This window comes from Nocardia sp. NPDC003963, from assembly GCF_053605105.1.
Genome location: NZ_JBSGIP010000007.1, coordinates 144738 through 171133, shown reverse-complemented (window position 1 = coordinate 171133; position 26396 = coordinate 144738). Strand labels below are relative to the sequence as shown.

Here is a 26396-nt window from a genome sequence, read left to right as displayed (position 1 = left end):
AATGCGGAATCGGGCTCGACAACCTCATTCTGGACGGGTGTCAGAAACCGGCGCCCGGGGTGGCCGGCCCTGGCTTCGGCAGCAGCGACTCACTTCGATGATGAGCCGGATCAGGTCGTCCAGCCGCGCGCGTTGCGTTCCCGCTGGTAGTCGTCCTCGAAATCGTCCCGGGTGCGGGCACCCGGACGGGCGGACGCGGACGGGCGCACGTTCACGATGGCCTGCTGCAGCCGCCGCGTGATCTCCTCCGGTGAACCGGGGGTGAGGGTGAATTCCTCTTTCGTATGGTTGATCAGGAGATACCGGCCGTCCTTCGGCAGGTAGTCCATCCAGTGGAACCCGTGCGGGTTTCCGGTGGGCCGCGAGTCGATCGCCGGTCCGGCGAACACGCCGATCTCACCGATACCGGAACGTGGGCGCCGGATGATCCGGTTGATCTCCTCGATCCGGGAGATCCGGGTGGGGTGGCGGGAGTATTCGATCTTCCCGATCTCGGTGCGCATGCCGTGGACCGTGGGGTATCCACCGGTCGCGCAGCGCGGCAGGTAGGCCACGATCCGCGGCACCAACTGCTGAGCCGGTAGCTGTTCCAGCAGGACATCCCCGCCGTAGTCCTTCGTCGCCCCCGGCGCCTGCACGGCGAGTGTGGCGGACTTCCCGTGTACACCCGCGTGCATCCGCACCACCCGTTCGAATCCCCGGTCGTACATTCCGTGGACCTCGATACGCGCCTGGGGTTCGAGCAGCGTCTCCAGCGTGCGGAACAACCGCTCGTCGGCCAGTTCCGCCAGCCGCCGCGCCGCCGTCCGCCGGACCTGCTCGTATTCGTCGAACGTCGGCGGTGTCTCGGTGGGCCCGAGCGGCAACACCCGGATCGGATACGGCAGCCGGTCCCGTCCGAACGCCCGGACCGCCTGGACGAACATCTCCCCGTCCAGGCGCCACTGTGAATCGTTCACCCGCCGATCACTCCGCCCGGCGGTAGCGCCGGCGGCTGGGTGCCGAGCAGCTCACTACCCCGGTCGTACACCAGATAGTCGGGAATCTTGTGCTCGTCGTCCTCATCACCCTTGTTCCCACGCGCCCCCGGCGACATCATGCCCGGCATACCGCTTCGCCCGGCTCGATTGGACGCGCTGGTGGAAGCCGCGGCCGGAGCCCCGGTGGGAGACTTCGGCGCACCCTGCACAGTCTGCCCGGGCACGAAGGGAACGGTGGTCTGCGGTGTGCCGGAAGGGGTTCCGGACGGTGTGCCCGACGGACTGCCCGGCGAGGTGGTGGTCGGGGTACCGGTGGTGAGCGCGGGGGATGTCGGCGTTTCCGGCGTGGTCGACTGCGGCGTCGTACTCTGCGGTTCGGTCGCCTGCGGATCCTCCTGCTCGGTCCCGCCCGGATCCTCGGTACCGTCCCCGGTGGGCGGGTCGTCGCCGGTATCGGTGGGCTCCGGTTGCGAGGCCGGGCCGGGCGGTATCGACGGCCCCGGCTGCACCGGCTGCTGCGGTGGGGCACTGCCGTCGTCGACGGCCTTCTTCGGCTCGGGAAGTACCGGGGTTCGGCTGTCCACGTCGGTGGCGCCGGGTTCGTAGTAGGTGGTCATCACCCAGCGGGCGGTCTCCTGGGCCTCGTCGGCCCGGTACTGCGGGCTCTTGAAGGTATCGCCGAACGGCAGGTTGTTGATGACTTTGTCACCGAGGGTCACCGAGTCGGGTTCGCCGACGGATGCTTTGGCCTGGGCGAGATGCCCCTCCATCAGGTCGAGGCCGTGAGCGACCATCTGGAAACTCGCGGCCAAGGAGGTGAAGGAGGTGCAGAATTCGCGGACGCCGTTCACTGCGGCGGTGCCGGACCGACCGTCCCAACCGGCTTCCAGGTCGGCGTTGACGCCGTCGAGGAATTCCTTGTTCGCTGTGCGGGCCTTGTCCGTAAGGTTTCGCCAGGCGGTCGCATAGTCGTTGATACCTGTCGAATTCACAGAGGCCAGTGCATCCCAGATCTGCTGATGGGTCATGGCCGGAAAACCGTCCTTCTCCAGGATGGCGGCCGGTGCGAACTCACCACCGAACTCGCTGACGAGACCGGCCCACTCTCCGCCGAAGGCCGCGCGGTCTTGATTCCAGGTGGTGTTCTGATCCTCGGCCCGAGTGGTGTCGTCGGACTTGTTCTTCGATGCCTGGTTCGATCCATCGAGAATCGGGTTGAGCCACTGAGAGAGACTGGACATAGTTAAGCTCCGGCCCCGGCATTACCCAGGGCGCTAGATGTGGACGTATCGGTTTCCAGGACTCGCCCTGCGGAGAGCTCGAAGGTCTCCTTCATCAAGATGACAATGTCGATCGCCGTCTTCAGGCGGTTGGAAGCAGAATCGGTGTCGGTGACGGCCTTTGCTGCGAACTTGTTCTGGAGGGCTTCTGCGGACCTCAACGTGCCGAAACCGGAAAGGGTGGCGAGGAAGCCGGCCTGGTTCAGCATATCTTCCAGCTCGCCGATGAACCCGTCGCAACGGGCCTTGAGCTTGTCCACTATCGCCGTATCCATGCGGAGTTCGCCGTTCTCGGCTCGAGACTTCAGATTCTGCCACTGCTGTAGCGCTGCCACCTGCGTGGCGTCTTGTTCTTGCTGGGCCACGGTGTCTACCCCCATTCAACTGGATGCCTGCCAGATCGGATCTCCGGGCTCGTGCCGTCGCTATTTCGGCAGGTATGGTTCGAGCTTTTGCGCATGCTCAACCGCCAGTTGGCAGGGTGGCGATTCCGGCATCGAGCTGCGCTGGCTGTACGCCCAGTCGACGTTGACGAAGAGCGAACCGTCTGTCATCGGCAGGCTGACGTAGCACTGGCGGATCGGCTGTTCGCCGTCGTTCGGGTAGAAGGTCAACCCGGACCGATTGTTCACCTGTTGTGGGCGGACGCCGGTCACTTCCGTGTTCTGATACCACTCGTCTTGGGAAAAACTGATCGAACCAACACCTACGTGATAGGGGCCATCGACTGAATCCCAAGAGCAGACTCGAAACAGTGCCTGGTCACCTGGGGCGTCGAACGTAGTGTTCTTTTGCGAGGGATCTGTCCCCATCGCACGCAGTGACTCCTCCGACAGTTCCGAGCACGGGTTCCACTCGACGGATGCTTCAGCACTATTCGTGGACTGCTCCTCCACCGCAGGCTCCCCATCGACGGTGACTCCGCATCCGGCTGCCGCGCCCATGGCCGCCAGAACGAGGATTGCGTGACCCGCGAGCCCCGCCCTGCGCTTCTTCGCGGTATGCATGCCCCTCCTGCCAATACGTGGGATTCCTCCACACGGACCTGGCTCATCATACTGGCTGGTGTGTCGCTGCGGCACTGCCGCGGCATCCGGATGAGCAGCGGGGTTTCCGGGCCCGAAAGTTGATCGAGTCGGCGACCTCGCGAGCTCGGATCTCATCTCTGATTCGGTACACGCTGTTCGTGAACGTGTTCCATGCTCGCGGGTCGAAGATCAAAGCAGGCGCGTCCGGCCCTCGAACCACCGACACCGATTTCCCGCTGCCGAGCCGAGCGACTTCGCCGCGCTCTCCAGTCGCACGGCTGCGTGATGATTCGAACCAGTGGCCGTGAGGTCGATCGAGCGTCATGATGCGTACCTCCTTGCTATTTGTCGCAGCAGGTCCCGAGAACGTTTTTCGTCCAGCGTTGCGTGTCGGAGTGTTTCGTGGATATCGCGATAGATCCCGAGGTCGGCTGCACTCTCGAAAAACATTGATCCGGTGGTGGTTTCGGTGTAGACCACGGGTGGTTCGTCTCGAAACTCCCGACTCTGTTCCGGAAAATCGAGGATGACGTAGGGAAGAACCGGGGTCCACTTTCCCGGAAAACCCGCCGCGAAGGGGAGTATCCGTACGGCGACGGTGGGAAGAGTGCTCATATCGGCCATATGCCGCAGCTGGGCACTCATTACCGACGCTGATCCCACCCGCGTGTGCAGAGCACTCTCGTGCACCACGAAATCGGCCGATACAGGACTGTTTCTCCGAGTCAGAACAGCTGCTCGGCGCATACGCAGCGCGATACGCCGTTCGACCGATTCCTCCGTATCCTGCGAGAAGAACGGCTTCTCCACAGCTCTCGTGTACTCGAACGATTGCAGAAGTCCGGGGACGATCGAAGGTTGGAATGTACTCAGTCGGGATGCCGCCGATTCGAGTCGCAGGTAGCTCGTGAATCCGCCCCTGAACATGCGGCGGGTTTCGTTCCACCAGGACTCGGTCGGTGTTTGCTGTGCGAGCTCTTTCAGATCCTCGATATAGGCATCGCCGAGCTCGTACAACCTCCCGAATCCCTCGACATCGCGCAGTTTGACCTTCTCGTTGTGTCCCTTCTCCAACCGGATGAGCGCGGTTTTGCTCATCTCCATCTCCCGTGCCGCTTGTTCCAGCGTGAAGCCCACTCCCTCTCGCGCTTCTCGCAGGGCGCGGCCGAGCTGCCGCCGCGGCAGTGTCGAACCGGGTCGATCGGTTCCAGTCACAGATCCCCTTCCCCTGGTCGGTCCGCAACGGCCCAGGTGAAGGTCCGTTTCGGATAACGCCGCCGGGTGGACCGGACGGTGGTCTGGGCGTGCGGACGCACTGAATTGTGCTGTCCCGCTCAGCCGTACGGACGCGGCGTGCGGGCAGCAACATAACCACATGGCCGAGCAACACGGAAGCCCACTGACCAGGGCGATACGACAGGTCCGCGACCGCAGGTCCGGCGCGGACAACGGCGGGCGGGGAGCCGGATGGGCGCGAGTGATCACCGGGGTGTGGCCCGGGCCGGAAGGCCGCCCGGCGCGGCGGGGCGCGGTGCCTGTCGTACGCCGCACCGAGTCGGGTGGCCGCTCGGTGCTCTGGCGAATCGACCGGCATTGTGTCCGGATCATCGAGGTGCGCGACGAATCCGGTGCCCGGATACCGGTCTCGGGTGCACCCGATCTGGCGGAGATGCGGGAGCGATGCCCGGACCTGGCGCCGCTGTGGGACGCGGTCCGCCACGACCTCTGGACTTCCTTCGCGACCGGGACCGGCCGCGGATGACCGGGATCCGTTATCCCGATGCCGAGTCGGTCGACGAGATCACCGCCCGCTATCTGCTGTCGTTGCCGACCACGTTGATGCCGATGCTGTACGGGTTCCGTTTCGACGGCCGGGCCATCGATGCCGAATGCGCGGCCGTCGACCTCGCCGGTGATCGGGGTGAAAACGAACCCAATCCGATCCACCTGCTTGCGGCGGACCTGCGCCGGGTGCTCGGCCCGGGAATGTTCGGTTTCGGGCTGGTTTTCGTCGTATTCGCCGATCAGCTGACCGACGGGCCGGCGAACGGGCATATTCCCGAACAAGTGCGTGTGGCGGCCGGGCAGCTGCCCGGTGCGGACGATCTGATCGTGGCCGCGATCGCGGACGCGACCGGTCGGCAGTGGTGGGCCGTGGTCGGGAGGCATCTGACCGAACTGGACCCGGTACGAATCCACATACCCGCGGCGCCGCCGGGCGAATGGCGGATCGGCACGGCGCTCGACACCTCCCTGTGGACCGCCGCCCTCGCCCTCGACGAAGCCAACCACCCGCACCTGATGCGGTTGCGGACCACTTCGGAACCGTGAGGCGGCCGGTCAGGCCTCGCTGGGCTGGACGATGACGAAACCTTCACCGTCGAGCCGCAGCTGGAACACCTCACCGGAACCACCCCGCACCATCGAACCGAACGATTGTGACCGGTTCAGCGAGGTCTGTAGGTTCGCGCTCCAACCGACCACGGCGTCGGTATCGACGAAGACCGGGGCCTGCGGGTGCACCGGAATGATGATCGGTGTGCCCGCGCAGACCAGCCCCAGCCGCCCCTGCCCGGAGAAGACACAGTTGAACAGCCCACCTCCGGCCATACCGACGCCCTGCACCATGCGGATGTCGTAGTGCAGGCTCGAATCGAACACCAGGACATTGCTGCCGTTGAGGGTGAGCGCATCACCCTGGACCAGATCGACGATGAAACAGTTGCGATCGAAATGCGCGAACCACGCCTCGCCGTGCCCGCGCACGGTCATCAGCGGTACCCCTTCGCCGGTGAGCGCGCGCTGCAGGAACTTCCCGACGCCCTGCCCTTTCTTCTCGAAGCGCAGATCGCCGCGGAAAGCGACCATCGACCCCTGCCGGGCGAGGCATTCGCCGTTCACGGCGTACTTCAGGGATTTCCCGCTCTGCGCGGTCAGCCCCGGGGCTGTCGCGGGCTGGGCCGTGTTCTCCGCGGCGAACAATTCACTCTGCACGGTGAGTTCCTTTCGTATCGGGCGCCGGATCCACTGCCGTCACGCCCTTCCGGTCGACGCTCGGTGTCGTGGACCAGCACCACCACCTGCGCGTTACCGAGTCCGGTGGTCGGGCACGGGGTGGTCGGTGCGGACAGTGCGGAGGGTCGGCTCCACGCGCCCGCTCGGTGTGGACTCCGTCGGCATCGGCCGCGATTGCGCGGACAGTGGTCAGCATATGGGACCTCTCCGACGGACCGGCTTCGTGCGGGTCGGCCACCGGCCCGGTTCGCGCGGTGGCACCTGTCGTTCTTCCCCGGGCACCCGGCGCCGGCGGCTGGCACAATCCGGTTCGACTCGGTGGATCGAAAAAATTTCCGGACCGATGGAACCGGGGCGCGTTCGTCGCCGTCGGATATGGGTGATGGATCTGTTGTCGAGGTCGAGGGGTGGGACGATGCGCCGCTCGAAGGGCGAATGGGAAAGCGGCGGCCGCCGCCCCGCGCCGGGTGCAACGTTCGCCTCGGCAGGAGCGCGCTGAATGGGTATCGAGATCCCGGAATCGCTGCAGTGGGTGGCGAAGTACGTGGTGGGCGCCGGCGACTGGCCGGAGGGCGACGAGACCGCGATGCGCCGGGTCGAGTCGGCGTGGACGCAGCTCGCCACCGATCTGCGGGATCTGGACGCCGACGCCAACTACGCGATCGACCAGGTGCTGGCCTCGATCGAGGGCGATACCGCGCAGGCGATCTCGGACAGATGGACCCAGCTGGGGCACGGTCAGGGCGCGTTCGACGGCCTGATCGCCCATATCGAAACCCTCGCCGACGAGATCGGTGACGGCGCGGCCGATATCGAGCAGACCAAACTGGTGATCCTGGCGAGCCTGGCGATCTTCGCGGTCGAAATGGCCGTGGCGCTGGCCGCCGCGTCCACCGGGATCGGTGCGCCCGCGGCCGCCGCCGAAGCGGCCGCCGCCCAGGTCACGACACGAATCGCGATCCGCACGGCGATCAAACAACTGGTGCAGCGCATCCTGTCGAAGGCCGCGCTGAAAGCCGCGGCCCGGGCGGCGGTGCGCGGTGCCTGGGACGCCGCGCTGGAGGAGACAGCGCTCGATCTGGGCACCAAAGCCCTTCAGGTGGCGACAGGCCGCCGCGACGAGATCACCACCGAGGATCTGACCGACGCCGGCAAGGCCGCGCTGACCGCCGCGGCCAGCGGCGCGGTTACGGGTGCGATGGGACCCGACGGGCTGACCAGCCGGAATGTCCCCGGCGGCCCGGAAGGCGGAAATCCGCTGGCCAACGCCGCCAAGGACGCGGCCAAGGAGACCGTCGCGGGTGTCGCGGGGGAGGTGGCCGGCGAGGCCACCGACGCGGCCCTCAACGACCGCGAGTTCAGCTGGGAGAACGCGCTCGCACCGGAGAACCTGTCCTCGGCCGCGGCCGGCGGGTTGCAGCGCGGCGGGGAAACGCTGGGAGAGAGCAGTTCCGGCGACGGCCCGAACAACACCGGAGAGAACGACAGCGGCGAGCCGAACGAGTCACCGGACAGCGGCGACCGGCCCGGCAACGACAACGAAGCACCCGATTCGAGTCGGGATCAGGACACCGGCGACCGCGAAACCCGGAACCAGAGTCAGCAGCCGACCCAGCCGGCCGGTACGAACCCGCCGTCGTCGGACACTTCCACACAGACCCAGCCGTCGTCGTCGGGGCAGCAGCCGCCCGGACAGCCCACGGATACCGGATCACAGTCGGCACAACAACAGCCGTCATCGCAGCCGGGCCAGGACGCTCCGCCCGCGGCGGCTCCCGGGGGCTCCGAACACGACTCTCCGCCTACCGATGCGCCCGATTCGCCGCAACCGACCGAATCCGGAAACGGTACTCCCGATTCGCCGCAGCAGGCAGCCTCGGATACAGCAACTCCAGACCCGCAACAATCGCCACCGAGCACCCCCGATCCGCAACAGGCGCAGCCGGCCGACTCCGGAACTCCGGACACACCACCGGAGACCTCCGACAACGGAACATCCTCGGCAGCAACTGATACGCCCGCCGAGTCCCAGCCCACACCGGATACCACGGGCGAACCGGAGACCGCAGGCACACCCGGCGATTCCCCCGCCTCGAATCCGCCCCCCGAAACCGGCCCGGAACCACCCCGCCGGACCTCCAGCCTCGATCTCGGCCCCGACAGCCCGGCCGCGCCGGATACCGGCACACCTTCCGCCGCGACTCCGGAGTCCTCGACCACTCCCGACACCCGGACGAACGCGGACACCCCCACCGGCACGACAACATCGGAGACCTCCGACGGTCAGGAAAACCCGCCGGCACAAGGTGTCCCGGGAGCGACGACACCGGGCCCGCAGTCCACGCCGAGCCCACCCACCACGCAGTCTCCGTCGCCGGACAATTCCGGCCCGTCGCGCACCGATCCGGGACCCACGACAACACCGGGCGATCCGACCACCGGCGAAACTCCACCCGCCGGGAGCCCGACCACCGAGGTCCCCCGAGTTGCGAACTCCACACCCGCGACACCACCCGAGACCTCGGCCGCGGAAACTACCACCACCTCGGCCGCCGCCACGACGCCGACGGTCCAAGCCGGGCCGATGGCGCCACCCACCCCGCTCGGTGCTCCGGCAGATACTCCTCGCACTTATTCGGCCTCGGACACCACGGCGGCCCCGGCATCGGCGGGCGCGAATTCCCCTTCGGGAAATCCATCTCGCCCACCGGCATCCGGAACCGCACGCCCTACCCGCGACGCCGCCGAGACCACGCGCGACCAGGACCACACCGCACCCGGGACACCACCGCCCGACCCGACACCGAACACACCGGGCTATCCCTACAACCTCTTCGACCCCGCCAACCACGCACGGTTCCTCGCCGACTTCGCCAGACCGCCCATCCCGAGCCGGACCACGCCGGCCACCGACCGTGCCGAATCGGCCGATACCGGACCACACCGGCCGAACGACCCTTCGGCCCCCTCCGATCCATCCCGTGCGGATTCGCCCGACGGCTCGCGCACGCCCCCTGTCGAACCATCCGCTCCGTCCGGGACCACCGACGAAAGCGCGCGCGATTCCACTCCAGATCAGGCGCGGCCCGACTCGTCCCGACCCCCTCCGATCCCTTCGACCGATCCGATCTGGAACTCGCCCGAGCAGTCCCGAGCAGCGAGCACGGATGCCGGTGGTCGGCCGGACTCCGTCCCACCGACCGATCCCGCGGGTCCCGGTCCGGAACCTTCGGGGCCGGCGAACACTCGTCCCACCGATCCGTCATCGCCCGGCGGCCCACTCCAGAACTCGCCGGCCCGCACCCCGGAGCCCTCCGATCCGGGTCGTTCGTGGTGGCGACCCGATCAGCACCGTCCGAATCGTTCGGACAGCGATATACGAGCTGCTCGGGCAGCCCGCGAGTTCTATCGCAACCAACCTCCACCCGGCAACCGGGTGACCCCGGTCCGGAGCAGCCGAAACCCGCACGGGCGCCCGGCGTACCGCACCACCCGGCATCAGCTACCCAACGGCGAGACAGTGCAGGTACTCACCGTGCGCGTCCATCCCACGCTCGGTCCGAATGTCACCTCCGCCGATATCGATCGGCTGATCGCGAACACCGAACACAGCATCGACCGTGACCTGAACACCGCACCGCAACTCGTCAGCGGCGACCGGGTGCTGGTGGATGTCGTGTTCACCCCCAACCCCTACGACGCCGATGTGCACATCAGCACCTCGCAGGACCGGTCCACCGCTCCCAACACCTGGTCGGTGGATTCGACCCCTGAAACGATCACCGACAACGTCCGGCAGCAACTCGGATTGGATCCGGTCCGCCCGGGCAGCGACCCGACGCTCACCCCCGACGACCTCCGGGCGCTCAGCAACGACATAGCTCGTGCGAATACGGCGCCGCGTTTCCCGAATCCGTCGGACTCTCGTGTCGAGGGCCGCGGCAGGCTCCGCCCCGTCGAGAATCCGGCTTACCAGCAAATGGTCGAGGACTCACTCCGGAACGGGAATCGATTCGTCGTAGGCGCCGACCCCCGCTCACACCCGTACGGCCGATTGGTCAACGACGGTGGCCCGACGGTCGCCGGTCGCGGCAACAACTGCCTCGATTGTTCCCTGTCGGCGCTGTCGTCGTTCTACGGTGACCCTCAGGTCTCGGCGCCGCGCTGGCGGGATCGCCAGGGGCTGTTCCGCCTCGACCGGGTATCGGGTGAGGTCGGTGGTGTAGAGCGAGCCGCTGCCTGGCTGGGCAGCCCCCTACAGGCGCACAACCCGAACGTGCCGGTGCCACAGCAATTCTTCGACCTGCACAATCACATCGCCGCCATGGGACCCGGATCTTCCGCGCTGGTGGTGAACAGTTGGAGTCAGGGCGGAAGCCACGCCACCGTGGTCGTCTACCCCTACGGCGCCGGCGGGCCGGTGTGGTGGGATCCCCAATCGGGACAGACTTCGTCTTTCCCGCCACCGGCCATGGTGGCGAATTCGAACCAGCTGTACTCCATCCCGGTACCCCCTCAGCAAGGAGTCGTCAATGCACCCGGAGCCCCCGTTCCGTACCAGCAACCGAGTGGTCCAGTACCTGAGGGAGCCGTTCGGCCCGGAGGCCCGGTTCAGCCTCCTGGAGACGGAGTTCGGCTGGGTGTGCCGTCCGATCCTGACCCAGCAGGAGATGGCGGCCGGTCTGGGCCTGGGCCTGGGGAACTTCGTGGTGAACAAACAGACCGGGGTGATCACCGAACATCGCAGCCTGCCCCCGGAAGTGATCGGCCAGGAGTACGACCAGGCGATCCGGGCGGGCCTGCCGGTGCCGGGCGCCCGGGTATATCCCCCGACCTGGACCGTGCAGATCCAGGCGACCCGGGAAACACCGACCGATATCGAGTACCGGGTACAAGCCCGGTCGCTGACCAACCCACCGGCGGAACCCCCGATCGATCATCTGCTGCTGATCAACAAACAAACGTTCCACATGGCGACCAACGTGCAGGTGATCCACCCGGCGTGCAGCGAAGCGGCGGCCTGGGCGGAGAACCAGAGCCACGAGACCGGGACCTGGCCGCAGACCGGCACCTTCCAGTTCTAGAGCAGCCATCCCGGGCGGACATCGCCGATACCGGTTCTGCTCCGGAACCGGCTGAGCACACGGAATCGTCAGCGAGCGAGGAGGCTCGGAACACCGGCCCGACGCATCAGAGGCCGACGACCGACGCAGGTCGCTCGGGCGACCCCGTGCGACCGGCGGATACCAACGCAGCTGGTTCAGACCAGGCGAGGGCACCTGAGACGGCTGTTTCCCCTGGGTCACCGGGCCCGGCATCCGCAGCGCCCGAGCACGTAGGAGCGAGTACTTCAGCCGATAGCAGCAGTCACCCGGCAAGCGACCACACCGCAGCCCCACTCGCTCCGGCCGGAACCAGGGAACTCGCCGATCTCAGCCGGGAATCGACAATGGTCACAGACCAGAATGGGCTGATCACTTCGATCGATGGCAGGCCTGTCCGGGAACACGTGGACATGATGGCGCTGGATCGTGCGAACCAGTACCGTGTGGCGGCAGCGCGGAACAGCCCGATCGGCAACGAATCGCAGGGCAGGGCACAGGCGAGGGTGCGGCAAATGCGGGCGGACGGTACGTATGTCGGAACTGTTAGCCACGGTGCGGTATCGGCTGTTGTCATGGACCTTCGTACCGGCCTTGTCTACGAGGGAGTCAACGGCCGAGACCTGGACGTGGTGGCCCGAGACGAATTGCACCCGACGTTGCAGGCCAATATCGATGCCATGGTCGAAGCCGGTCGCAGCCTACCGGGGGGTGGGTACCCGAATCTCGACAGGCGCGGCGAGCTCGATTCGGAGCAGCCGGTACGGAACTATCCGCATTTCGACAATCCATATGGGCACGCGGAGGTGAAGGCTGCCAATGAACTGCTCTGGGCGCGAGAAGAGTTGAACGAGAGCCTTCGTGAGCGAGGACTTCCGGAACTGGATACCGGGCCAGAAGCGCTCGCGGAATTTTATTCTCAGACTTATAAGCCGTTCAATAGGGGTGGTCCACTCGCTACTCCCTACTGCGCCAACTGTGACCGGACTATGGGTGGATCTTCCAATCACAGCGGTAGGTATACAGGATTCCCGCCGCAGGAGGGTAATCTGGTCGACGTGTACGCCGGGCCGACGGAGGATGCCGTATGAAGCGAATTAATCTCAATGATATGAACCACACTATCGGGGACGATCTTCGGCTGGAATATGATGGTGAGCCGTTCACCGGAGAGGCTGTGGAAGAAGCTGCCGGGTTGCTTTTTGCGCAATTGTTCTACGTTGACGGGATTCGTCACGGAAGCAGTAGGGAGTGGTGGGATGACGGGTCACTGAAATCTGAAGGAGAAAATTTTCACGGACGACCGCGGGGTGTGTACAGGGAATGGCACCGCAACGGTCGTTTGGCGGGGGAGAGTGTATTTTCGGATGCAGGAGACTTGATTACCCGAAGTTTGTGGGATGAACAGGGAGAGCCGATCCGGCCGCGTCGCCGCCCTGGTCGCTGAGGTGCGCCCTGGTCCTGCGTCTCGTGCGCACCGAGATTCACATCTTGGGGCGTGTCGATGTCAGTGCTTTCACTGGGCGGTTTCGGCCTATCGCTGAGGAATTATTATGCTACGAGTAGGCCTGAACGAGATGCAACCCGAAATCGGTGATGATCTTCGGTTGGAGTGCGATGGCCAGCCATTTACCGGCGAAGTAGTGGAGACCGCTGCGGGCCTGCTCTTGGCTCAGGATTTCTACGTCAAAGGAATTCGCAATGGTCGCAGTCTTCAATGGTGGGCCGATGGCACGCTCCGTGCAGAGGGGGAGATGCGGAACGGGAGGTTCACGGGACCTTTCCGTCGCTGCCACAACAATGGTCGACGTCGTCCGGATCGTTGCCGATGATCGGTGTGGAACTCGAAACCATCATCATGCGGGTCTCGCTGGCTGAATTTCGAAGCCGGCCTGTTCGCGGAGGGATTGATCTCGATAATGTACTCGATATTGCCATCGACTCGATACAGGCGGGTCGCTGACATATGAACCGTGGCAGTGAGTCGTTCCCGGGGTCATTCCCTGTGCAGAGTGGTTCTTCTCGCGGTCCGACCGGTTTCGGAGGTCGGCAGCCGGGGCCGTGGTGGCAGCCTCCGGGCGATCATCCTGGTTCGCTCCCGCCCACACCCGGTGCGATGCCTCCACCGCCTCCACCGGACCTGTCGGGCGATTACGAGCGATGGACACGGTATCCGGTCATCTTCTTGCCGGTAGTCCTGGCGGGGAAACAGGTCGGGTCGTTGTATGCGTCACCTGGTCGTAACGTGGCCGGATACAAGCACAAGCTTTCGGCGGAGGCGGACAAACCGGCCTGCTACGGATTCTGGGATTCACGCCTCGCCGAGAGCTATCAGGCGGGTCTGCCGCCGGAGCAGGCGATTCGAATCTGGATCGGTGTACCCGAGGACCCGCGGTGTGGGGGCGTCCCGGCCGGTACCCGCGAATCGGAAGCCCGGACGGTCCAGGAACTCTGGGACGATCTCAATCCTGAGGGGCCCGTACTGGGAGAGGGCCCGTGGGTGCAGGACAACGAGTTCCCGGACGGTACCCCGGCCGATCGCTCCAGAGGATGGGCGTCCGCGGTGAGCGTCAAGCGTCCGCACTATGAACGTGATACCGCCTCTGCTGTCCGGTATTACCCGGTAGTTCTCGAGGGAGTGCGCATCGGCTTCCTGTGGGCATCGCCCACGGAACCTGCGGCCGGTTATCTTCCGCTGGCTGCGGCCGGGAAGCGAGCTGAACAAGCGGCCGGTCTGTGGAATTCGCGGCTCAGTGATGGATACGCCGCAGGTCGGACTGCGCTCGCTACTGTCCGGGAATTTCGGAACTATGTAGAAGATATCTTTGGGGGGCAAATCGATTCGCAGGCGTCCGAATCCGAAGCGAGTTCCTTGTCCGAGCTGAAGCGTCTGGCCGCGGAGTGAGCGGAATACTCCGAGACCGTTCGGTGCCGGAATTTCGGAGTCGATATGCAATTGTCCGATGAGGCCGGAGTTGCGCGCAGGGGGTTGGACATTGAAATTCCCTGAGCTCTGGGGATCCGATCGCCCCCTGTACGAAACCACCCCGTTGCGTCGTGAGTTCGAGGGCGAACATCTGCCGGGGAACCGGCAGTGGGGTGAGACGTTCGTCAGGTATCTGACTCCGCGGGAGCGGGAGCCTTTCCGGCTGTTCGCCGACAACGGCTTGCTCTGCACCAGCGAGCGGCAACCGCTGGACACGACTCACGCGCGTACGTTGTGGACGCCGGGAGGTGGCCGGGCCATCTTCGTGATGGACGACCGGGGGCGGTTGTACGCGTCCCCGTATCACCTTCTCGGAGAGTTCCATCATTCGAGTTTGCTGGCCGGCGGGCCGGTCGCCGGTGCGGGGGAGATGAACGCCGTAGGCGGCCGGGTCGTGCTGATCTCCGATCACAGCACCCATTACGGGCCTGCTCGCCGGTTCACACGCCAGGTTGTGGACAGTCTTACGCGACAGGGTCTTCCGACGGATCATGTGGAGGTCGAGTACCACAGTCCGCCCGAATAGGTGACCCGGCCGCCGGGGTGGGAGGTTCCGGTTCCGGAGTGATCCGGACAGGCTGTGCTTGGGCGAGAGTTTCCGAGCGCAGATCCTCCGCCGCTGCCGGTGCGGAAGAATCGGGGCCGACGCTTCGGGTACGAGCCGGAAAAGGGGGCCCGATATGGGATATATGGAACAGGTGGTGGAGCGCCTCGCGGACGAGGGGTGGGTGACCCGGGACGCGATCGAGGGCTGTGCGGGGGAGGAGATCGAGGAGCTGCTGCGGTCTCAGGGGGTAGTGCAGATACCGGACTCCTATCGGGAGTTCCTGGAATATGGCGGCCGGGATCCGTACTGGCTGAGTCGCGGGGGTGAATGGGACTACGAGTGGCTGTTGGAGGCCAAGGGCATCGCGCGGGAAATCGTGGTCGACGATTACCGGGGAGATTTCTCCCCTTTCGAGTCGGGGTTCATCTTCCAGACGCATCAGGGCTACAGCTTCTACTACTTCCGGCCCGAGGATCTCGTCCGGCCGGACCCGGATTTCTGGATATATTGCGGGACCGAGCCTCTGCGGAGCAGCGGTATCGGATTCAGTGCGTGGATCGGTGAACTGGCGCAATACCTGCCGCGGGCAATCGAATTGCGGAACCAGCTGTTCGACGACCCGGGGAACCGGTAGCGAGTACGGCGAGCTGTGGTGACAGGGGATCGATCCACCGAATCGAAGTATCGTCATCCGACTGTGCCGCCACACGATCCACGTTCGGAGGCCGACCCGGACGTTGGGGGCGGGCGAGACGGTCCGGAGTTGTGATCCACCGGCCGCGCCGCCGACACCCTCTCCCGCCGTGCGGGCCTGTCCGTTAGATTGGCGGACCGGGTGGCCCACCACCCGGGTGACCACGGATCGTCGAGGATGGGTGTCGTATGACCAAGACCGCGCTGGTGACCGGAGCGTCCTCGGGGATCGGGCGCGCGACCGCCGCGCTGCTGGTGCGGCGAGGGTATCGGGTGATCGGGACCAGCCGGAACCCGGATACGATCGCGGATCCGGCGCGGGTCGCGGGGGTCGAGTACCGGGCCCTGGACCTGACCGATCCGGCGGGTATCGAGCGGTTCGGTGCCGAGTTGGGCCCGGTGGACGTGCTGGTCAACAATGCGGGGGAGAGCCAGTCGGGGCCCATCGAGGAGTTACCGATCGAGGCGATCGAGCGGCTGTTCCAGTTGAACGTTTTCGGGGCGGTCCGGCTGGCGCAGCTGGTGCTGCCGGGAATGCGCGAGCGCGGGTACGGGCGGATCATCATGGTCGGGTCGATGCTGGCGAGTTTTCCGCTGGCCTATCGGTCGTCCTATGTGGCGGCCAAGGCGGCGATCAAGGGGTTCGCGGATGCGGCGCGGCTGGAGACCGCACCGTTCGGGGTGTGGATCAGCACGGTGGAACCGGGGTCCATCGCGACCGGGATCGGGGAGCGGCGCACCGAGTACATCGCGGAGGATTCGGTGTACGCGGCGGATTTCCGGACCATGATCACGCGGCTGGACCGTAACGAGAAGGCGGGGATCTCGCCGGAGCAGGTGGCCGAAACCGTGCTGCGGGCGATCGAGGCCGATACGCCGAAACCGCTGTACGCCAGGGGGAGCCGGGCGCCGATCGTTTTCCTGCTGCGGCGGCTGCTGCCGGCGTCGGTGATCGAGAAGGTCGTCGCGGGGATGCACGGGTTGAAGCGTTGAGTATGCGGCTCCACGTCGGCTGTGCCATGTGGACGCATACCGCGTGGCCGGTCAGCGGCGACAAACTGCGCGGGTACGCGCAGTGGTGCAACGCGGTGGAGGGGAATACGACGTTCTACGCCGTCCCGGCACGGCGGACCGTGGAGAACTGGGCGAACCAGACCGGCCCCGATTTCCGGTTCGTGATCAAATTGCCCAGGACTGTCACCCATGAACGCCGCCTGTCCGGGGTGGAAGCCGAGCTCCGGCAGTTCCTGGACACGATGGAACCGCTCGGGTCGCGGATGCACGCACTGTGGGTGCAGTTGCCGTCCTCGTTCGGGCCGGGGGATCTCGGTGCGCTGGCGATGTTCTTCCGGGGGTTGCCCGCCGGGTTCCCGCTGGCCGTGGAGGTGCGGCATCCGGAGTTCTTCACCGACGAGAGCGCGGCGGCGCAACTCGAGCGGGTGCTGGGCCGGGCCGGGGCCGAATGGGTGCCCTTCGATACCACCGTGTTGTTCTCGGCGCCCGCGGCGAGCCCCGCCGAATTCGAGGCACGGTCCAAGAAGCCCCGGCTGCCGCGCCGGATGAACGCGCTGACCGGTGCGCCGATCGTCCGCTACCACGGTCGCGACGACAGCGAGGTGACCGTCGCGGGATGGCGGCCCTGGGTCGAGCAGACGGCCGGTTGGCTGCGTGAGGGCCGGTCGCCGACGGTGTTCCTGCATACGCCGGACAACGCGTCCTCCCGGGATCTCGCGCGCCGGTTCCACGACGAGGTCCGCATCCTCGTGCCCGAACTCGAGCTGCTGCCGGACCCGGCCGAGGCCGAGCCCATGACGCTCTTCTGACTGTGCCCTCCCCGGCGTTGCCCGTGTGTCGTCCGCGGAGCTCGGGCGGGTGGGCTCGTTCGTTCGGGCGTCACCCCTACCGGCGACGGTGCGGACAGCGGCGTCGGCTCGGGGCCCGTATCGATGCCGGGCCGGCGAACCCGCCTCGGGTCAGCGCCTCGACGGCCCGGCGCCGGTATCCGGACCGGACGGCGCGGCTTCTTCGTTCCGTAGGCATACGAGCGGGCGCGGAACTACGATTGATGTGAATCGTAGTTCTGGTGCGTTTGCACTATTTACGCTGAAATTTAAGCCCTTTTAGTAAGCGAGCATTCGCGCGCCGTGATAGAACTTCGGCAATCTGAAAGGCGGATGGGTATGAAGGCGACTGCCAAGCAACGTGCCGCGCTCGGGACGATCTGCGATACGTTCGTGCCGGGGGACGGTCTCACGTTGCCGTCGGCGACCGAAATCGGTGCCGTGGACACCGTATTCGAACTGCTGGGACGTAACCCCAGAGAGGCCGAGGGCAAGCAGCTGGCGATGCTGCTCGATATCTGGGACTCACCGGTGACCGGTCTGCTCACCGGCCGGGGGCCGCGGCGGTTCTCCAAGCTTTCGCAGGCCGATCGGGAGCGGGCCCTGCTGCGGCTCGGCGACTCCGGGATCGGCGCGGTGCGGGCGGTCTTCCAGGCGCTCAAGCAGGCCTCGCTGCTGGCCTACAACGTCACCCCCGGGCCCACGGGGTTCCATCCGCTGTGGAAGGAGATCGGTTACCCGGGCCCGCCCGGACCGTTGCCGACCGCGCCGCAGCCGGCGCTGTCCCCCCAGCGGATCACCGAACCGGGCACGCTCAGTTGCGATGTCGTGATCGTCGGTTCCGGTGCGGGAGGTGGGACGGCGGCGGCCGTACTCGCCGAAGCGGGGCTCGATGTGATCGTCGTCGAACGCGGCGGCTATTACGACGACCAGGATTTCGGCGCGGGCGAACTCGCCGGACTGCAGCAGTTGTACGCGCCGGGTCCGTCGGCGTCGGCGGAGGGACAGATCACGCTGGTGGCGGGTACCTGCCTCGGCGGCGGCACGGTGGTCAACTGGAGTACCTCACTGCCGACCCCGGACGGTGTGCGCGACGAATGGGCGGAGGTGGGCGCCGAGCAGTTCGGCGAAGCCGAGTTCACCGAATCGCTGGACGCGGTGGTGCGCCGGCTCGGGGTGAACGAACGCCGCTCGATCCTCTCGGCCCGCGACGGTGTGCTGGAACGCGGTGCCGGTGCCCTGGGCTGGGCGGTGGACCCGTTGCCGCGCAATGTGACCGATGCCTGCGATGCCGGGGTGGAATGCGGGCGGTGCGGTAACGGCTGCCGGGTGGGGGCGAAACAGTCGGTCACCAAGACCTGGCTGGCCGATGCCGCCGCGCGGGGTGCGCGGTTGATCGTGGACGCGGATGTGCGCCGGATCGACGTGCGGGGCGGCAGAGCGGAATCGGTGGCGGCCCGCACCACCACGGGGATCGAGTTCGAGATCCGGGCGCGCGCGGTGGTGGTGGCGGCCGGAGCGATCCAGACCCCGGCGCTGCTGAAACGGTCCGGGCTGGCGAACAAGAACATCGGCCGGTATCTGCGCCTGCATCCGGCGGCCGCGGTGTTCGGGGTGTTCGACGAGGAGATCCGGCCGTGGGAGGGCGGGTTGCAGACCCGTATCTGCCGGCGGCACGCGGATCTCGACGGTAACGGCTACGGCGTCATCTACGAGACCGGCCCGCTGCATCCGGGGCTGTCCACCGGGTTCATGAGCTGGCGCGGTGCCGACAGTCATCGCGCGAACATGCTGGAATTCGGCCGGTCGAACGCGATCGGCATCATCACCCGCGACCGTGATTCCGGAGTGGTGAAGGTGGACCGCGACGGTCAGCCCACCGTCGAATACCGCATATCCGACTACGACGCCGGTCATCTGCACACCGGGATCGAGGGCGCGGCGAGCATTCTGGAAGCCGCGGGCGCGCGCCGGATCTTCTCCGGGCACCAGGCCGGGAATTCCTATGAGCCGGGTGTGCGAGGGTCGCACGCGGAGTTCGCCGCGGCCGCCCGGGCCGCGGGATACGGGCCGGGGCAGTGCGCGCTCGGCGCCCTGCACATCATGGGATCGGCCCGGATGGGGGGTTCACCGGAACTCTCGGCGACCGATCCGGACGGCGCCACCTGGGATGTGAAGAATATCGTCGTCGCCGACGCGTCCTGTTTCCCGACCTCCTCGGGGGTCAACCCGATGGTGTCGATCGAGGCGATCGCCCATATGAACGCCAAACGGCTGATCGCCCGGCTCACCTGAGCCGGGCCGGAATCAGCTGCCGCGCAGACTGTTCGCGATCGAACGGAGCAGGCCGAGATCGGCGGTATCGCCGGTCTCGGCCGGAGCGCGGACCAGGATCCGTCCGTCGTCGACCAGATCGCCGATGAGGACCTTGGTCAATGCGAGCGGAATCCGCAGTTGCGCCGATACCTCCGCGACCGATTGCGCGACCCGGCACAGGCGCACGATATCGACGTATTCGGGTTCGGGTCGCCGGGAAGCGAGTCCCGGCGACGCGTCGACCACCATGGTGTCGAGGGTGAGGTCGGTGCGCGAGGTACGGCCGCGCCCACGGGTCAGCGCGTAGAGACGTACGACGGGACCGGCGTCCTCCTCGTCCCAGTCGTCGTCGCGCGGGCCGCTCATGGCTGCGGCGCGCCGTTCGGCTGCGGGCGCGAGTCGACGGCCAGATGGCTGCCGACCCGCTGCACGGTTCGGTTCATCTCGAAGGCCACCATACCCATATTCGCGGATTCGGCGGCCAATAATGCCAGGCAGGTGTTCCCACCCGCTGCGGTGATGAACAGGACGGCCCGATCGAGTTCGACCACGGTCTGGCACACTCCGCCGGCATTGAAATGGCTACCGGCGCTGCGGGCCAGGCTGTGGAAGGCCGAGGCCATCGCGGCGAACCGTTCGGCCTCGGTCTGCTCCAGCCCGGCCGAACGTCCCATCAGGAGTCCGTCGGTGGAGAGCAGGACCGCGGATCGGGCGTCCGGTAGCCCGCTCACGAGTTCTTCCAGCAGCCAGCTCAGATCAGTGCGCGGAGGAGTTGTCATCGTCGCCTTCCTGTCGGGTTCCATCGGCCGTGCCCGGATCGGGACGCGGGTGGCGTCCGGACCGGGTGCCGCCTTCGATGGCGGCCATGAGGTTGCGAGCCTGTTCCGGTGTGCGCGTACGAGGGGTTTCCTCGGCGGCCGGAGTTTCCGCGGGTTCGGGATCGGCCTGCTGACGCCGGCGGCGCGGTAGCGCGGGACGAGTGCCGTCGCCGGGTGCCGGCGCGGTGGTGACCTGCTGGGTGGATCCGGAGGCGGACGCCGGCTCGGCGGTACCCCCGTCGCCGGACGAGGTAGCGGCCTCGTGCGGAACGGGACTCGGCGCCGCTGCGTACGCGGCGGCGGGTGGCTCGGGGGAGTCCGCGGATTCGATGAGGACCGCCGGGATCAGGACGACCGCCTTGATCCCGCCGTAGACCGATTCCGCCAGGCGGACCGAAACACCGTGGCGGGCAGCCAGGGTGGCGACCACGAACAGCCCCAGCCGGGTCTCCCCGGTGAGGGCCGCGACGCCGAAGTCCGGCGGCTGGGCCAGCAACTCGTTGCGCTCGCTGATCTCGTCCGCCGACATGCCCAGCCCGCGGTCGGCGACCTCGACCGCCACACCCTTGCCGACGACGGCGGCGGAAACCTCGACATGGGCCTCCGGGGGCGAGAAGGCCGTGGCATTCTCCATCAGCTCCGCGAGCAGGTGGATGAGGTCGGCGGTGGCCTGGCCGGTGATGCTCAGATCCGGGATCTTGCCGGTGTGGATTCGGGTGTAGTCCTGGCTCTCCGCCGCCGCGCCGCGGACGAGATCCCACAGGGGGACCGGTTTGCGCCACCGGCGGCCCGGCTGTTCGCCGCCGAGCACGATGAGGTTCTCGGCGTGGCGGCGGGCACGGGTGGCGAGATGGTCGAGTTCGAAGAGGAGTTCGAGCTGGTCGGCGTTCTCTTCTTGGCGCTCGGCCTTGTCCAGCAGGGCGAGCTGGCGGTGGACGGCGAGCTGGTTGCGGTGGGCGATATTGAGGAACACGGTCCGGAACCCGGCGCGGGTCTTGGCCTCGGCCACCGCCGCGGATACCGCGGCGATCTGGGCCCGGTTGAAGGCGTCGGCAACTTCGCCGAGTTCGTCGGTACCGAAGTCCAGATGGGCCACCTCCGCCGCGGTATCGATATCGGCACCGCTGTCGAGGCGGCGCATGAGATCGGGCAGGCGCTGGTCGGCGAGTTCCAGGGTGTCGTCGCGCAGGCGGCGCATCCGGGCGATGAACCGGTTGGCCCCGATCAGCGCGGCCAGCAGTGCCACCGCCGTGACGATCAGCACCACGATGCCACCGACCAGCGAGATGCCGGCGGTATCGGTGCCCTCCGCGCGCGCGATGGCGTGGGCATCACGACTCTGGCTCTCCCACAGGCTAAGCAGGGCCGAACTGACCCGTACAGAGGCTTCCTGCCAGGCGGGTACGGTCATCGGCAGCGGTGCCGCCCCGGTCTCCGCGGATTCCTCGTTCTCGTTGCCGGACTCGGCGGTGCCGTCGGTTTCGGCGGCGATGACGGGGCCGCGCAGGACGACAGCGTCCTGCATGGCGATCACCTGACGCCAGTCCGGTGAGTCCGTGATGGCCTGGAGCTGGGCGAGCCGCGGGCCGGTCAGCACCGTGGCCGAATAGGCGACCTGCGCGCGGACTTCGCCGGTGTAGCGGGTGAATTCGAAGAGCTGCTCATGTGTCAGCTCGCCGCGGGTGAGAGCGACGGCGCCGAGGGTATCGGCCTGCGACAACGCCTCGGCGGCCCGCAACGGCTCGACACCGTAACCGAGGGCGATACCGAGTCCGGCGTCGGGTGCCACCCGGGCCGCCACCATCGACGCCTTGGGGATGGTGCCGATCACGGTGCTGAAGAACTCGAACGCTTCGTTGTGCGGCATCGCCCGCGTGTCGATCGCGGTGCGCGCGCCGGGGACCCGGTTGTAGAGCGGGCGGAAGGTCTCCAGCTCGGCGGCCGATCCGTCCGGGTCGAGGCGCTGGGCCGCTTCGCCTTTGGCGATTACGGCGGCCAGGGCGTCATCGGAGCGTTTCCGCGCGTCCACCAGGCTGTTCGCCGCATCCGGATCACCCGCCAGATACAGCAGCGACAATCGCCGTTCCTCCTCGAAGGACTGCACCATCGCGATCACCGGTGTGGTGGTGCCGCTGATCAGATTGGCCCACACCGTGGAGGTCACACTGGCCGCGACCAGATAGCCTGCGGCGCCGACGCCGACGACCACCAGGGTGACGCTGGTGATCAGCACGATCGAGAGCAGCCGGGCGCGGATGCCCATCCGGCCGCGAGTCGCGTCTCTGCCGGACCGGAATGCCCGCACCAGTGATTCGGGCAGGAGCCGCCGAACAGCCACGATAGATCAACCCGTTCCCGGGCATGCGCCAGTACGACATCTGGTGACCGGCGCATCACCCAATGTTCTCGGCATTGCCATTGCCCGGCAATGCATCAGCTTTCGTCCAGACCATAGCGAAAGCTGGGCGCCGACCGGAGACCGGTCTCACCGTATGGACATCGGGGTATGGGTGTGACTGTTGCTACAACGACGGGTGAACGCGCGCCGATCGGCCGGCTCGGTAGTCGCGAAAAGTGCTGGTAACCAGGGGCTGTTCGATCAGGTGACCCGATCCCGGCCGCCTCGGAGACTGTTCGCGATGGTCTGCAACAAACCGAGATCGGATGTGACATCGGTGGTCTCCACCGGTGCCCGTACCGACAGCCGGCCGTCGTCGATGAGATCGCCGACGAGAACCTTGGTCATCGCGAGCGGAACCCGCAGTTGTGCCGAGACCTCCGCCACCGATTGCGGCACCCGGCAGAACCGGATGATGTCGACGTACTCGGGCTCGGTCCGCCGCGGGGCGAACCCGGCACCGATATCGACCACCATGGTGTCCAGGGTCAATTCGGTGCGCGCGGTGCGGCCCCGGCCGCCGGTCATCGCGTACAGCCGGGCGACCGGGCCGGCCTCCTCTTCCTCCCAGGGTTCGCGAGGCCCGGTCACGGCTGTCTCGCACCGCTGCGCCGCGGGCGCGAGTCGACGGCCAGATGGCTGCCGACCCGCTGCACGGTTCGGTTCATCTCGAAGGCCACCATGCCCATATTCGCGGATTCGGCGGCCAGCAGAGCCAGGCAGGCGTTTCCGCCGGCGGCGGTGATGAACAGCACCGCGCGATCCAGTTCCACCACGGTCTGGCACACCCCGCCGGCCTCGAACTGGCTGCCCGCGCTGCGTGCCAGGCTGTGGAACGCCGAGGCCATCGCGGCGAACCGCTCGGCCTCGGTCCGGTCCAGGCGCGCCGAATGTCCCATCAGGAGTCCGTCGGTGGAGAGCAGGACCGCGGACTGGGCGTCCGGCAGCCCGCTCACCAGCTCTTCCAGCAGCCAGCTCAGATCAGTACGCGGCGGAGTCGTCATCGGTGCCTTCTTCTCGAGTGCGATCGGTGGTGGCGGAGTCGTCATCGGTCCGGCGGCCGGATCGGGTACCGCCTTCGATGGCCGACATCAGGTTCCGGGCCTGCTCGGGAGTACGGGTTCGGGGCAGGTCGACGATCGGGATCACCCCGGTATCCGCCTCGGCGGACTGCCGCTGCCGGCGCGGCAATGCCGGACGGTCTCCCTCGTCCGGCCGCGGTTTCGAGATCACGCTCATCGGATGCGTGCCCGCGGATCCGATCGGTGCGGGTTCGCCGAACCCGCCGGGCGGGGAAACGGGCCCCACCGCAGTCGCCGCCGGGTTCGCCGCGGGCTCGAGGGCCGGACGAGTGGCGCGTTCCGGCCCAGCGGACTCGGTGAGCGCGGTCGGGATCAACGCGATCGCTTTGATCCCGCCGTATACCGAATCGGTCAAGCGCACCGTGACACCGTGGCGGGCGGCCAGAGTGGCGACCACGAACAGACCGAGCCGGGTATCGCCGGTGAGTGCCGCGACTCCGAAATCCGGTGGTTCGGCCAGCAGACTGTTGCGTTCGGCGATCTCCGCCTCGGTCATGCCGAGCCCCTGATCGGCGACCTCGACCGCCACACCCTTGCCGACGACCGTCGCCGAGACCTCGACCTGGGATTCCGGCGGTGAGAACGCGGTGGCGTTGTCCATCAGCTCCGCGAGCAGATGAATCAGGTCGGCCACCGCCTTACCGGCGATGAGGACATCGGGTACGCGTCCGGTGTGGATCCGGGTGTAGTCCAGGCTCTCCGCGACCGCGCCCCGGATGAGTTCCCACAGCGGAACCGGATTGCGCCAGCGGCGGCCCGACTGCTCGCCGCCGAGGACGATGAGGTTCTCCGCGTGGCGCCGGGCGCGGGTGGCGAGATGGTCGAGCTGGAAGAGCAGTTCGAGCTGGTCGGCGTTCTCCTCCTGGCGTTCGGCCTTGTCCAGCAGGCTGAGCTGGCGGTGGACGGCGAGCTGGTTGCGATGGGCGATATTGAGGAAGACCGTATGGAAGCCGGCCCGTGTCCGGGCCTCGGCCACCGCCGCCGACACCGCGGCGACCTGGGCCCGGTTGAAGGCGTCGGCCACTTCGCCGAGTTCGTCGGTGCCGAAGTCCAGCCGGGCCACCTCGGCGGCCGAATCGACCTTCTCCCCGCGGTCGAGGCGCTGCATGATGTCGGGCAGCCGCTGGTCGGCGAGTTCCAGGGTGTCGTCACGCAGATGGCGCATCCGGGCGATGAAGCGGTTCGCCAGCACGAGCGCGGCGAGGAACGCCAGTCCGGTGACCAGGAGTACGGCGGCACCGCCGGCGATCGATCGCTCGGCGGTATCGGCGCCCCGGGCGCGACCGATGGCATGGGCGTCGGCGCTCTGGTCCTCCCAGAGCTTCAGCAGGCCGCCCACCACCTCGCCGGATGCCCGCTGCCATTCGGCGACCGTCATCGGCAGGGCGGGGGTTTCGGTATCGGTGGATTCGTCGGTAGTGCTGTATCCGGAACCGGTGCGCGTACCCGAGCGTTCGCTCGTGGAACTACCGGACTCCGTGTCCTCGGCCGTGACCGGGCCGCGCAGCATGACAGCATCCTGTACGGCGATCACCTGATGCCAGGACGGTGCGGAGGTGAGTGCCTGCAGCTGGGCCAGCCGCGGACCCTTCAGCAGCGTGGCGGAATACGCCACCTCGCCACGGAATTCGCCGACCTGCCGGTTGAATTCGAGCAGCTGGACATCGGTGAGCTCGCCGAGGGTCGAGGCGACAGCGCCCAGGGTGTCGGCTTTGGACAGCGCTTCGGCGGCCCGCAACGGTTCGACACCGTAGTTGAGCGCGATACCGACTCCGGCGTCCGGCGCGACCCGGGCGGCCAGGACCGACGCTCCGATGATGGTGTCGATGACCGAGCTGAAGAATCCGAACGCCTCTTCCCGTGCGAGCGCCCGAGCGTCGATGGCCGCGCGCAGATTCGGGACGGCCTCGAAGAGTTTGCGGTAGCCCTCGATCTGGCCGGCCGACCCGTCGGGGTCCAGCCGCTGGGCGGCGTCGCCTTTGGCGGTGACCTCGGCGAGGGCGATATCCGAGCGTTTCCGCGCGTCCAGCAGCGCGGCCGGCGCGCCGGGATCGCCCGCCAGATACAGCAGCGACAGCCGCCGCTCCTCCTGGAGTCCCTGCACCATCAGGATGGCGGGGGTGGTGGTGCTACTCGCCAGATCTGCCCAATCCTGCGCCTGACGGCCGATTTTCACCAGGTACGCAGTCGCGCCGACCCCGATCGCCAGTAGGGCGATGCTGGTGATGAGCACGATCGCGAGCAGCCGGGTCCGGATACCGACGCGGCCGCGCGTTCGACTCGGTCTCGATCGGAACGCCGATGCGAATT

The 26396-nt window shown here is 67.1% G+C and carries 23 protein-coding genes; 11 read left to right on the top strand and 12 right to left on the bottom strand.

Going from position 1 to position 26396, the window contains the following annotated elements; all coding sequences use genetic code 11:
* Positions 1-110: 110 nt before the first annotated feature.
* The 5 genes from ACWEWT_RS16450 to ACWEWT_RS16430 form a co-directional block, all read right to left on the bottom strand.
* A complete protein-coding gene (locus tag ACWEWT_RS16450) occupies positions 111-959 on the bottom strand; it encodes an ESX secretion-associated protein EspG (RefSeq protein WP_452559739.1) in 849 nt (282 codons plus the stop codon).
* Positions 956-2221 (bottom strand): hypothetical protein, encoded by a 1266-nt coding sequence (locus ACWEWT_RS16445; RefSeq protein WP_452559737.1) that lies wholly within the window; start codon positions 2219-2221, stop codon positions 956-958. The genes ACWEWT_RS16450 and ACWEWT_RS16445 overlap by 4 nt, the downstream gene beginning before the upstream one ends.
* Before the next feature lie 2 nt (positions 2222-2223).
* Positions 2224-2625 carry a hypothetical protein gene (locus ACWEWT_RS16440; protein ID WP_452559735.1) on the bottom strand — a complete coding sequence of 134 codons (402 nt, stop codon included), beginning with the start codon at positions 2623-2625 and terminating at the stop codon, positions 2224-2226.
* Between the two features lie 60 nt (positions 2626-2685).
* The gene (locus ACWEWT_RS16435) at positions 2686-3267 is read right to left on the bottom strand and encodes a DUF3558 domain-containing protein (RefSeq protein WP_452559733.1); all 582 of its coding nucleotides are present in this window, start codon (positions 3265-3267) and stop codon (positions 2686-2688) included.
* Positions 3268-3609: 342 nt separating this feature from the next.
* Positions 3610-4665 (bottom strand): helix-turn-helix domain-containing protein, encoded by a 1056-nt coding sequence (locus ACWEWT_RS16430; RefSeq protein WP_452559819.1) that lies wholly within the window; start codon positions 4663-4665, stop codon positions 3610-3612.
* Here ACWEWT_RS16430 and ACWEWT_RS16425 point away from each other — a divergent pair.
* Together ACWEWT_RS16425 and ACWEWT_RS16420 are read left to right on the top strand one after the other, a co-directional pair.
* Entirely contained in the window at positions 4664-5050 is a 387-nt protein-coding gene (locus ACWEWT_RS16425; RefSeq protein ID WP_452559824.1) for a hypothetical protein, read from the top strand. The genes ACWEWT_RS16430 and ACWEWT_RS16425 overlap by 2 nt on opposite strands.
* Entirely contained in the window at positions 5047-5619 is a 573-nt protein-coding gene (locus tag ACWEWT_RS16420) for a hypothetical protein (protein ID WP_452559731.1), read from the top strand. Before ACWEWT_RS16425 ends, ACWEWT_RS16420 begins: the two co-directional genes overlap by 4 nt.
* Positions 5620-5628: 9 nt before the next feature.
* Here the strand turns inward: ACWEWT_RS16420 and ACWEWT_RS16415 are convergent, their stop codons facing one another.
* Positions 5629-6282 carry an AIM24 family protein gene (locus ACWEWT_RS16415; RefSeq protein ID WP_452559730.1) on the bottom strand — a complete coding sequence of 218 codons (654 nt, stop codon included), beginning with the start codon at positions 6280-6282 and terminating at the stop codon, positions 5629-5631.
* Positions 6283-6802: 520 nt separating this feature from the next.
* Between ACWEWT_RS16415 and ACWEWT_RS16410 the strand changes: the two genes are divergently transcribed.
* The 9 genes from ACWEWT_RS16410 (at position 6803) to ACWEWT_RS16370 (ending at position 19767) form a co-directional block, all read left to right on the top strand.
* On the top strand, positions 6803-12496 hold the full coding sequence (locus tag ACWEWT_RS16410; RefSeq protein ID WP_452559728.1) for a toxin glutamine deamidase domain-containing protein: 5694 nt from the start codon (positions 6803-6805) through the stop codon (positions 12494-12496).
* Positions 12493-12852 carry a toxin-antitoxin system YwqK family antitoxin gene (locus ACWEWT_RS16405; protein WP_452559727.1) on the top strand — a complete coding sequence of 120 codons (360 nt, stop codon included), beginning with the start codon at positions 12493-12495 and terminating at the stop codon, positions 12850-12852. The genes ACWEWT_RS16410 and ACWEWT_RS16405 overlap by 4 nt, the downstream gene beginning before the upstream one ends.
* A 381-nt stretch (positions 12853-13233) precedes the next feature.
* Positions 13234-13368, top strand: coding sequence for a hypothetical protein (locus ACWEWT_RS16400; protein WP_452559725.1), 135 nt, complete (start codon positions 13234-13236; stop codon positions 13366-13368).
* Positions 13369-13968: 600 nt separating this feature from the next.
* Positions 13969-14310 (top strand): hypothetical protein, encoded by a 342-nt coding sequence (locus ACWEWT_RS16395; RefSeq protein ID WP_452559724.1) that lies wholly within the window; start codon positions 13969-13971, stop codon positions 14308-14310.
* Between the two features lie 91 nt (positions 14311-14401).
* On the top strand, positions 14402-14917 hold the full coding sequence (locus ACWEWT_RS16390; RefSeq protein ID WP_452559723.1) for a hypothetical protein: 516 nt from the start codon (positions 14402-14404) through the stop codon (positions 14915-14917).
* A 154-nt stretch (positions 14918-15071) separates the two neighbouring features.
* Positions 15072-15572, top strand: coding sequence for a hypothetical protein (locus ACWEWT_RS16385; protein WP_452559722.1), 501 nt, complete (start codon positions 15072-15074; stop codon positions 15570-15572).
* A 248-nt stretch (positions 15573-15820) separates the two neighbouring features.
* The gene (locus ACWEWT_RS16380) at positions 15821-16624 is read left to right on the top strand and encodes an SDR family oxidoreductase (RefSeq protein ID WP_452559720.1); all 804 of its coding nucleotides are present in this window, start codon (positions 15821-15823) and stop codon (positions 16622-16624) included.
* A gap of 2 nt (positions 16625-16626) precedes the next feature.
* Positions 16627-17454 carry a DUF72 domain-containing protein gene (locus ACWEWT_RS16375; protein ID WP_452559817.1) on the top strand — a complete coding sequence of 276 codons (828 nt, stop codon included), beginning with the start codon at positions 16627-16629 and terminating at the stop codon, positions 17452-17454.
* Positions 17455-17811: 357 nt separating this feature from the next.
* Positions 17812-19767, top strand: coding sequence for a GMC family oxidoreductase (locus ACWEWT_RS16370; RefSeq protein ID WP_452559719.1), 1956 nt, complete (start codon positions 17812-17814; stop codon positions 19765-19767).
* A 12-nt stretch (positions 19768-19779) separates the two neighbouring features.
* On the opposite strand, the gene ACWEWT_RS16365 is transcribed toward ACWEWT_RS16370, so the two are convergent.
* From ACWEWT_RS16365 to ACWEWT_RS16340, 6 genes are all read right to left on the bottom strand, one after another.
* The gene (locus ACWEWT_RS16365) at positions 19780-20154 is read right to left on the bottom strand and encodes a DUF742 domain-containing protein (RefSeq protein ID WP_452559718.1); all 375 of its coding nucleotides are present in this window, start codon (positions 20152-20154) and stop codon (positions 19780-19782) included.
* A complete protein-coding gene (locus tag ACWEWT_RS16360; protein ID WP_452559716.1) occupies positions 20151-20567 on the bottom strand; it encodes a roadblock/LC7 domain-containing protein in 417 nt (138 codons plus the stop codon). The genes ACWEWT_RS16365 and ACWEWT_RS16360 overlap by 4 nt, the downstream gene beginning before the upstream one ends.
* Positions 20545-22944: a nitrate- and nitrite sensing domain-containing protein gene (locus ACWEWT_RS16355; RefSeq protein ID WP_452559714.1), complete on the bottom strand. Its 2400-nt coding sequence runs from the start codon at positions 22942-22944 to the stop codon at positions 20545-20547. Before ACWEWT_RS16355 ends, ACWEWT_RS16360 begins: the two co-directional genes overlap by 23 nt.
* A gap of 261 nt (positions 22945-23205) precedes the next feature.
* Positions 23206-23595, bottom strand: coding sequence for a DUF742 domain-containing protein (locus tag ACWEWT_RS16350; protein ID WP_452559712.1), 390 nt, complete (start codon positions 23593-23595; stop codon positions 23206-23208).
* Entirely contained in the window at positions 23592-24008 is a 417-nt protein-coding gene (locus ACWEWT_RS16345) for a roadblock/LC7 domain-containing protein (RefSeq protein ID WP_452559710.1), read from the bottom strand. The genes ACWEWT_RS16350 and ACWEWT_RS16345 overlap by 4 nt, the downstream gene beginning before the upstream one ends.
* Positions 23986-26319, bottom strand: a complete 2334-nt coding sequence (locus tag ACWEWT_RS16340) for a sensor histidine kinase (protein ID WP_452559708.1) — start codon at positions 26317-26319, stop codon at positions 23986-23988. The genes ACWEWT_RS16345 and ACWEWT_RS16340 overlap by 23 nt, the downstream gene beginning before the upstream one ends.
* Between the last annotated feature and the right edge of the window lie 77 nt (positions 26320-26396).

Excerpts from the sequence above, each read along its gene's own strand:
- ACWEWT_RS16445 (WP_452559737.1), bottom strand. The coding sequence starts at position 2,221 with ATGTCCAGTCTCTCTCAGTGGCTCAACCCGATTCTCGATGGATCGAAC.
- ACWEWT_RS16435 (WP_452559733.1), bottom strand. The coding sequence starts at position 3,267 with ATGCATACCGCGAAGAAGCGCAGGGCGGGGCTCGCGGGTCACGCAATC.
- ACWEWT_RS16425 (WP_452559824.1), top strand. The coding sequence starts at position 4,664 with ATGGCCGAGCAACACGGAAGCCCACTGACCAGGGCGATACGACAGGTC.
- ACWEWT_RS16430 (WP_452559819.1), bottom strand. The coding sequence starts at position 4,665 with ATGTGGTTATGTTGCTGCCCGCACGCCGCGTCCGTACGGCTGAGCGGG.
- ACWEWT_RS16420 (WP_452559731.1), top strand. The coding sequence starts at position 5,047 with ATGACCGGGATCCGTTATCCCGATGCCGAGTCGGTCGACGAGATCACC.
- ACWEWT_RS16410 (WP_452559728.1), top strand. The coding sequence starts at position 6,803 with ATGGGTATCGAGATCCCGGAATCGCTGCAGTGGGTGGCGAAGTACGTG.
- ACWEWT_RS16405 (WP_452559727.1), top strand. The coding sequence starts at position 12,493 with ATGAAGCGAATTAATCTCAATGATATGAACCACACTATCGGGGACGAT.
- ACWEWT_RS16400 (WP_452559725.1), top strand. The coding sequence starts at position 13,234 with ATGATCGGTGTGGAACTCGAAACCATCATCATGCGGGTCTCGCTGGCT.
- ACWEWT_RS16385 (WP_452559722.1), top strand. The coding sequence starts at position 15,072 with ATGGGATATATGGAACAGGTGGTGGAGCGCCTCGCGGACGAGGGGTGG.
- ACWEWT_RS16380 (WP_452559720.1), top strand. The coding sequence starts at position 15,821 with ATGACCAAGACCGCGCTGGTGACCGGAGCGTCCTCGGGGATCGGGCGC.
- ACWEWT_RS16375 (WP_452559817.1), top strand. The coding sequence starts at position 16,627 with ATGCGGCTCCACGTCGGCTGTGCCATGTGGACGCATACCGCGTGGCCG.
- ACWEWT_RS16370 (WP_452559719.1), top strand. The coding sequence starts at position 17,812 with ATGAAGGCGACTGCCAAGCAACGTGCCGCGCTCGGGACGATCTGCGAT.
- ACWEWT_RS16365 (WP_452559718.1), bottom strand. The coding sequence starts at position 20,154 with ATGAGCGGCCCGCGCGACGACGACTGGGACGAGGAGGACGCCGGTCCC.
- ACWEWT_RS16360 (WP_452559716.1), bottom strand. The coding sequence starts at position 20,567 with ATGACAACTCCTCCGCGCACTGATCTGAGCTGGCTGCTGGAAGAACTC.
- ACWEWT_RS16345 (WP_452559710.1), bottom strand. The coding sequence starts at position 24,008 with ATGACGACTCCGCCGCGTACTGATCTGAGCTGGCTGCTGGAAGAGCTG.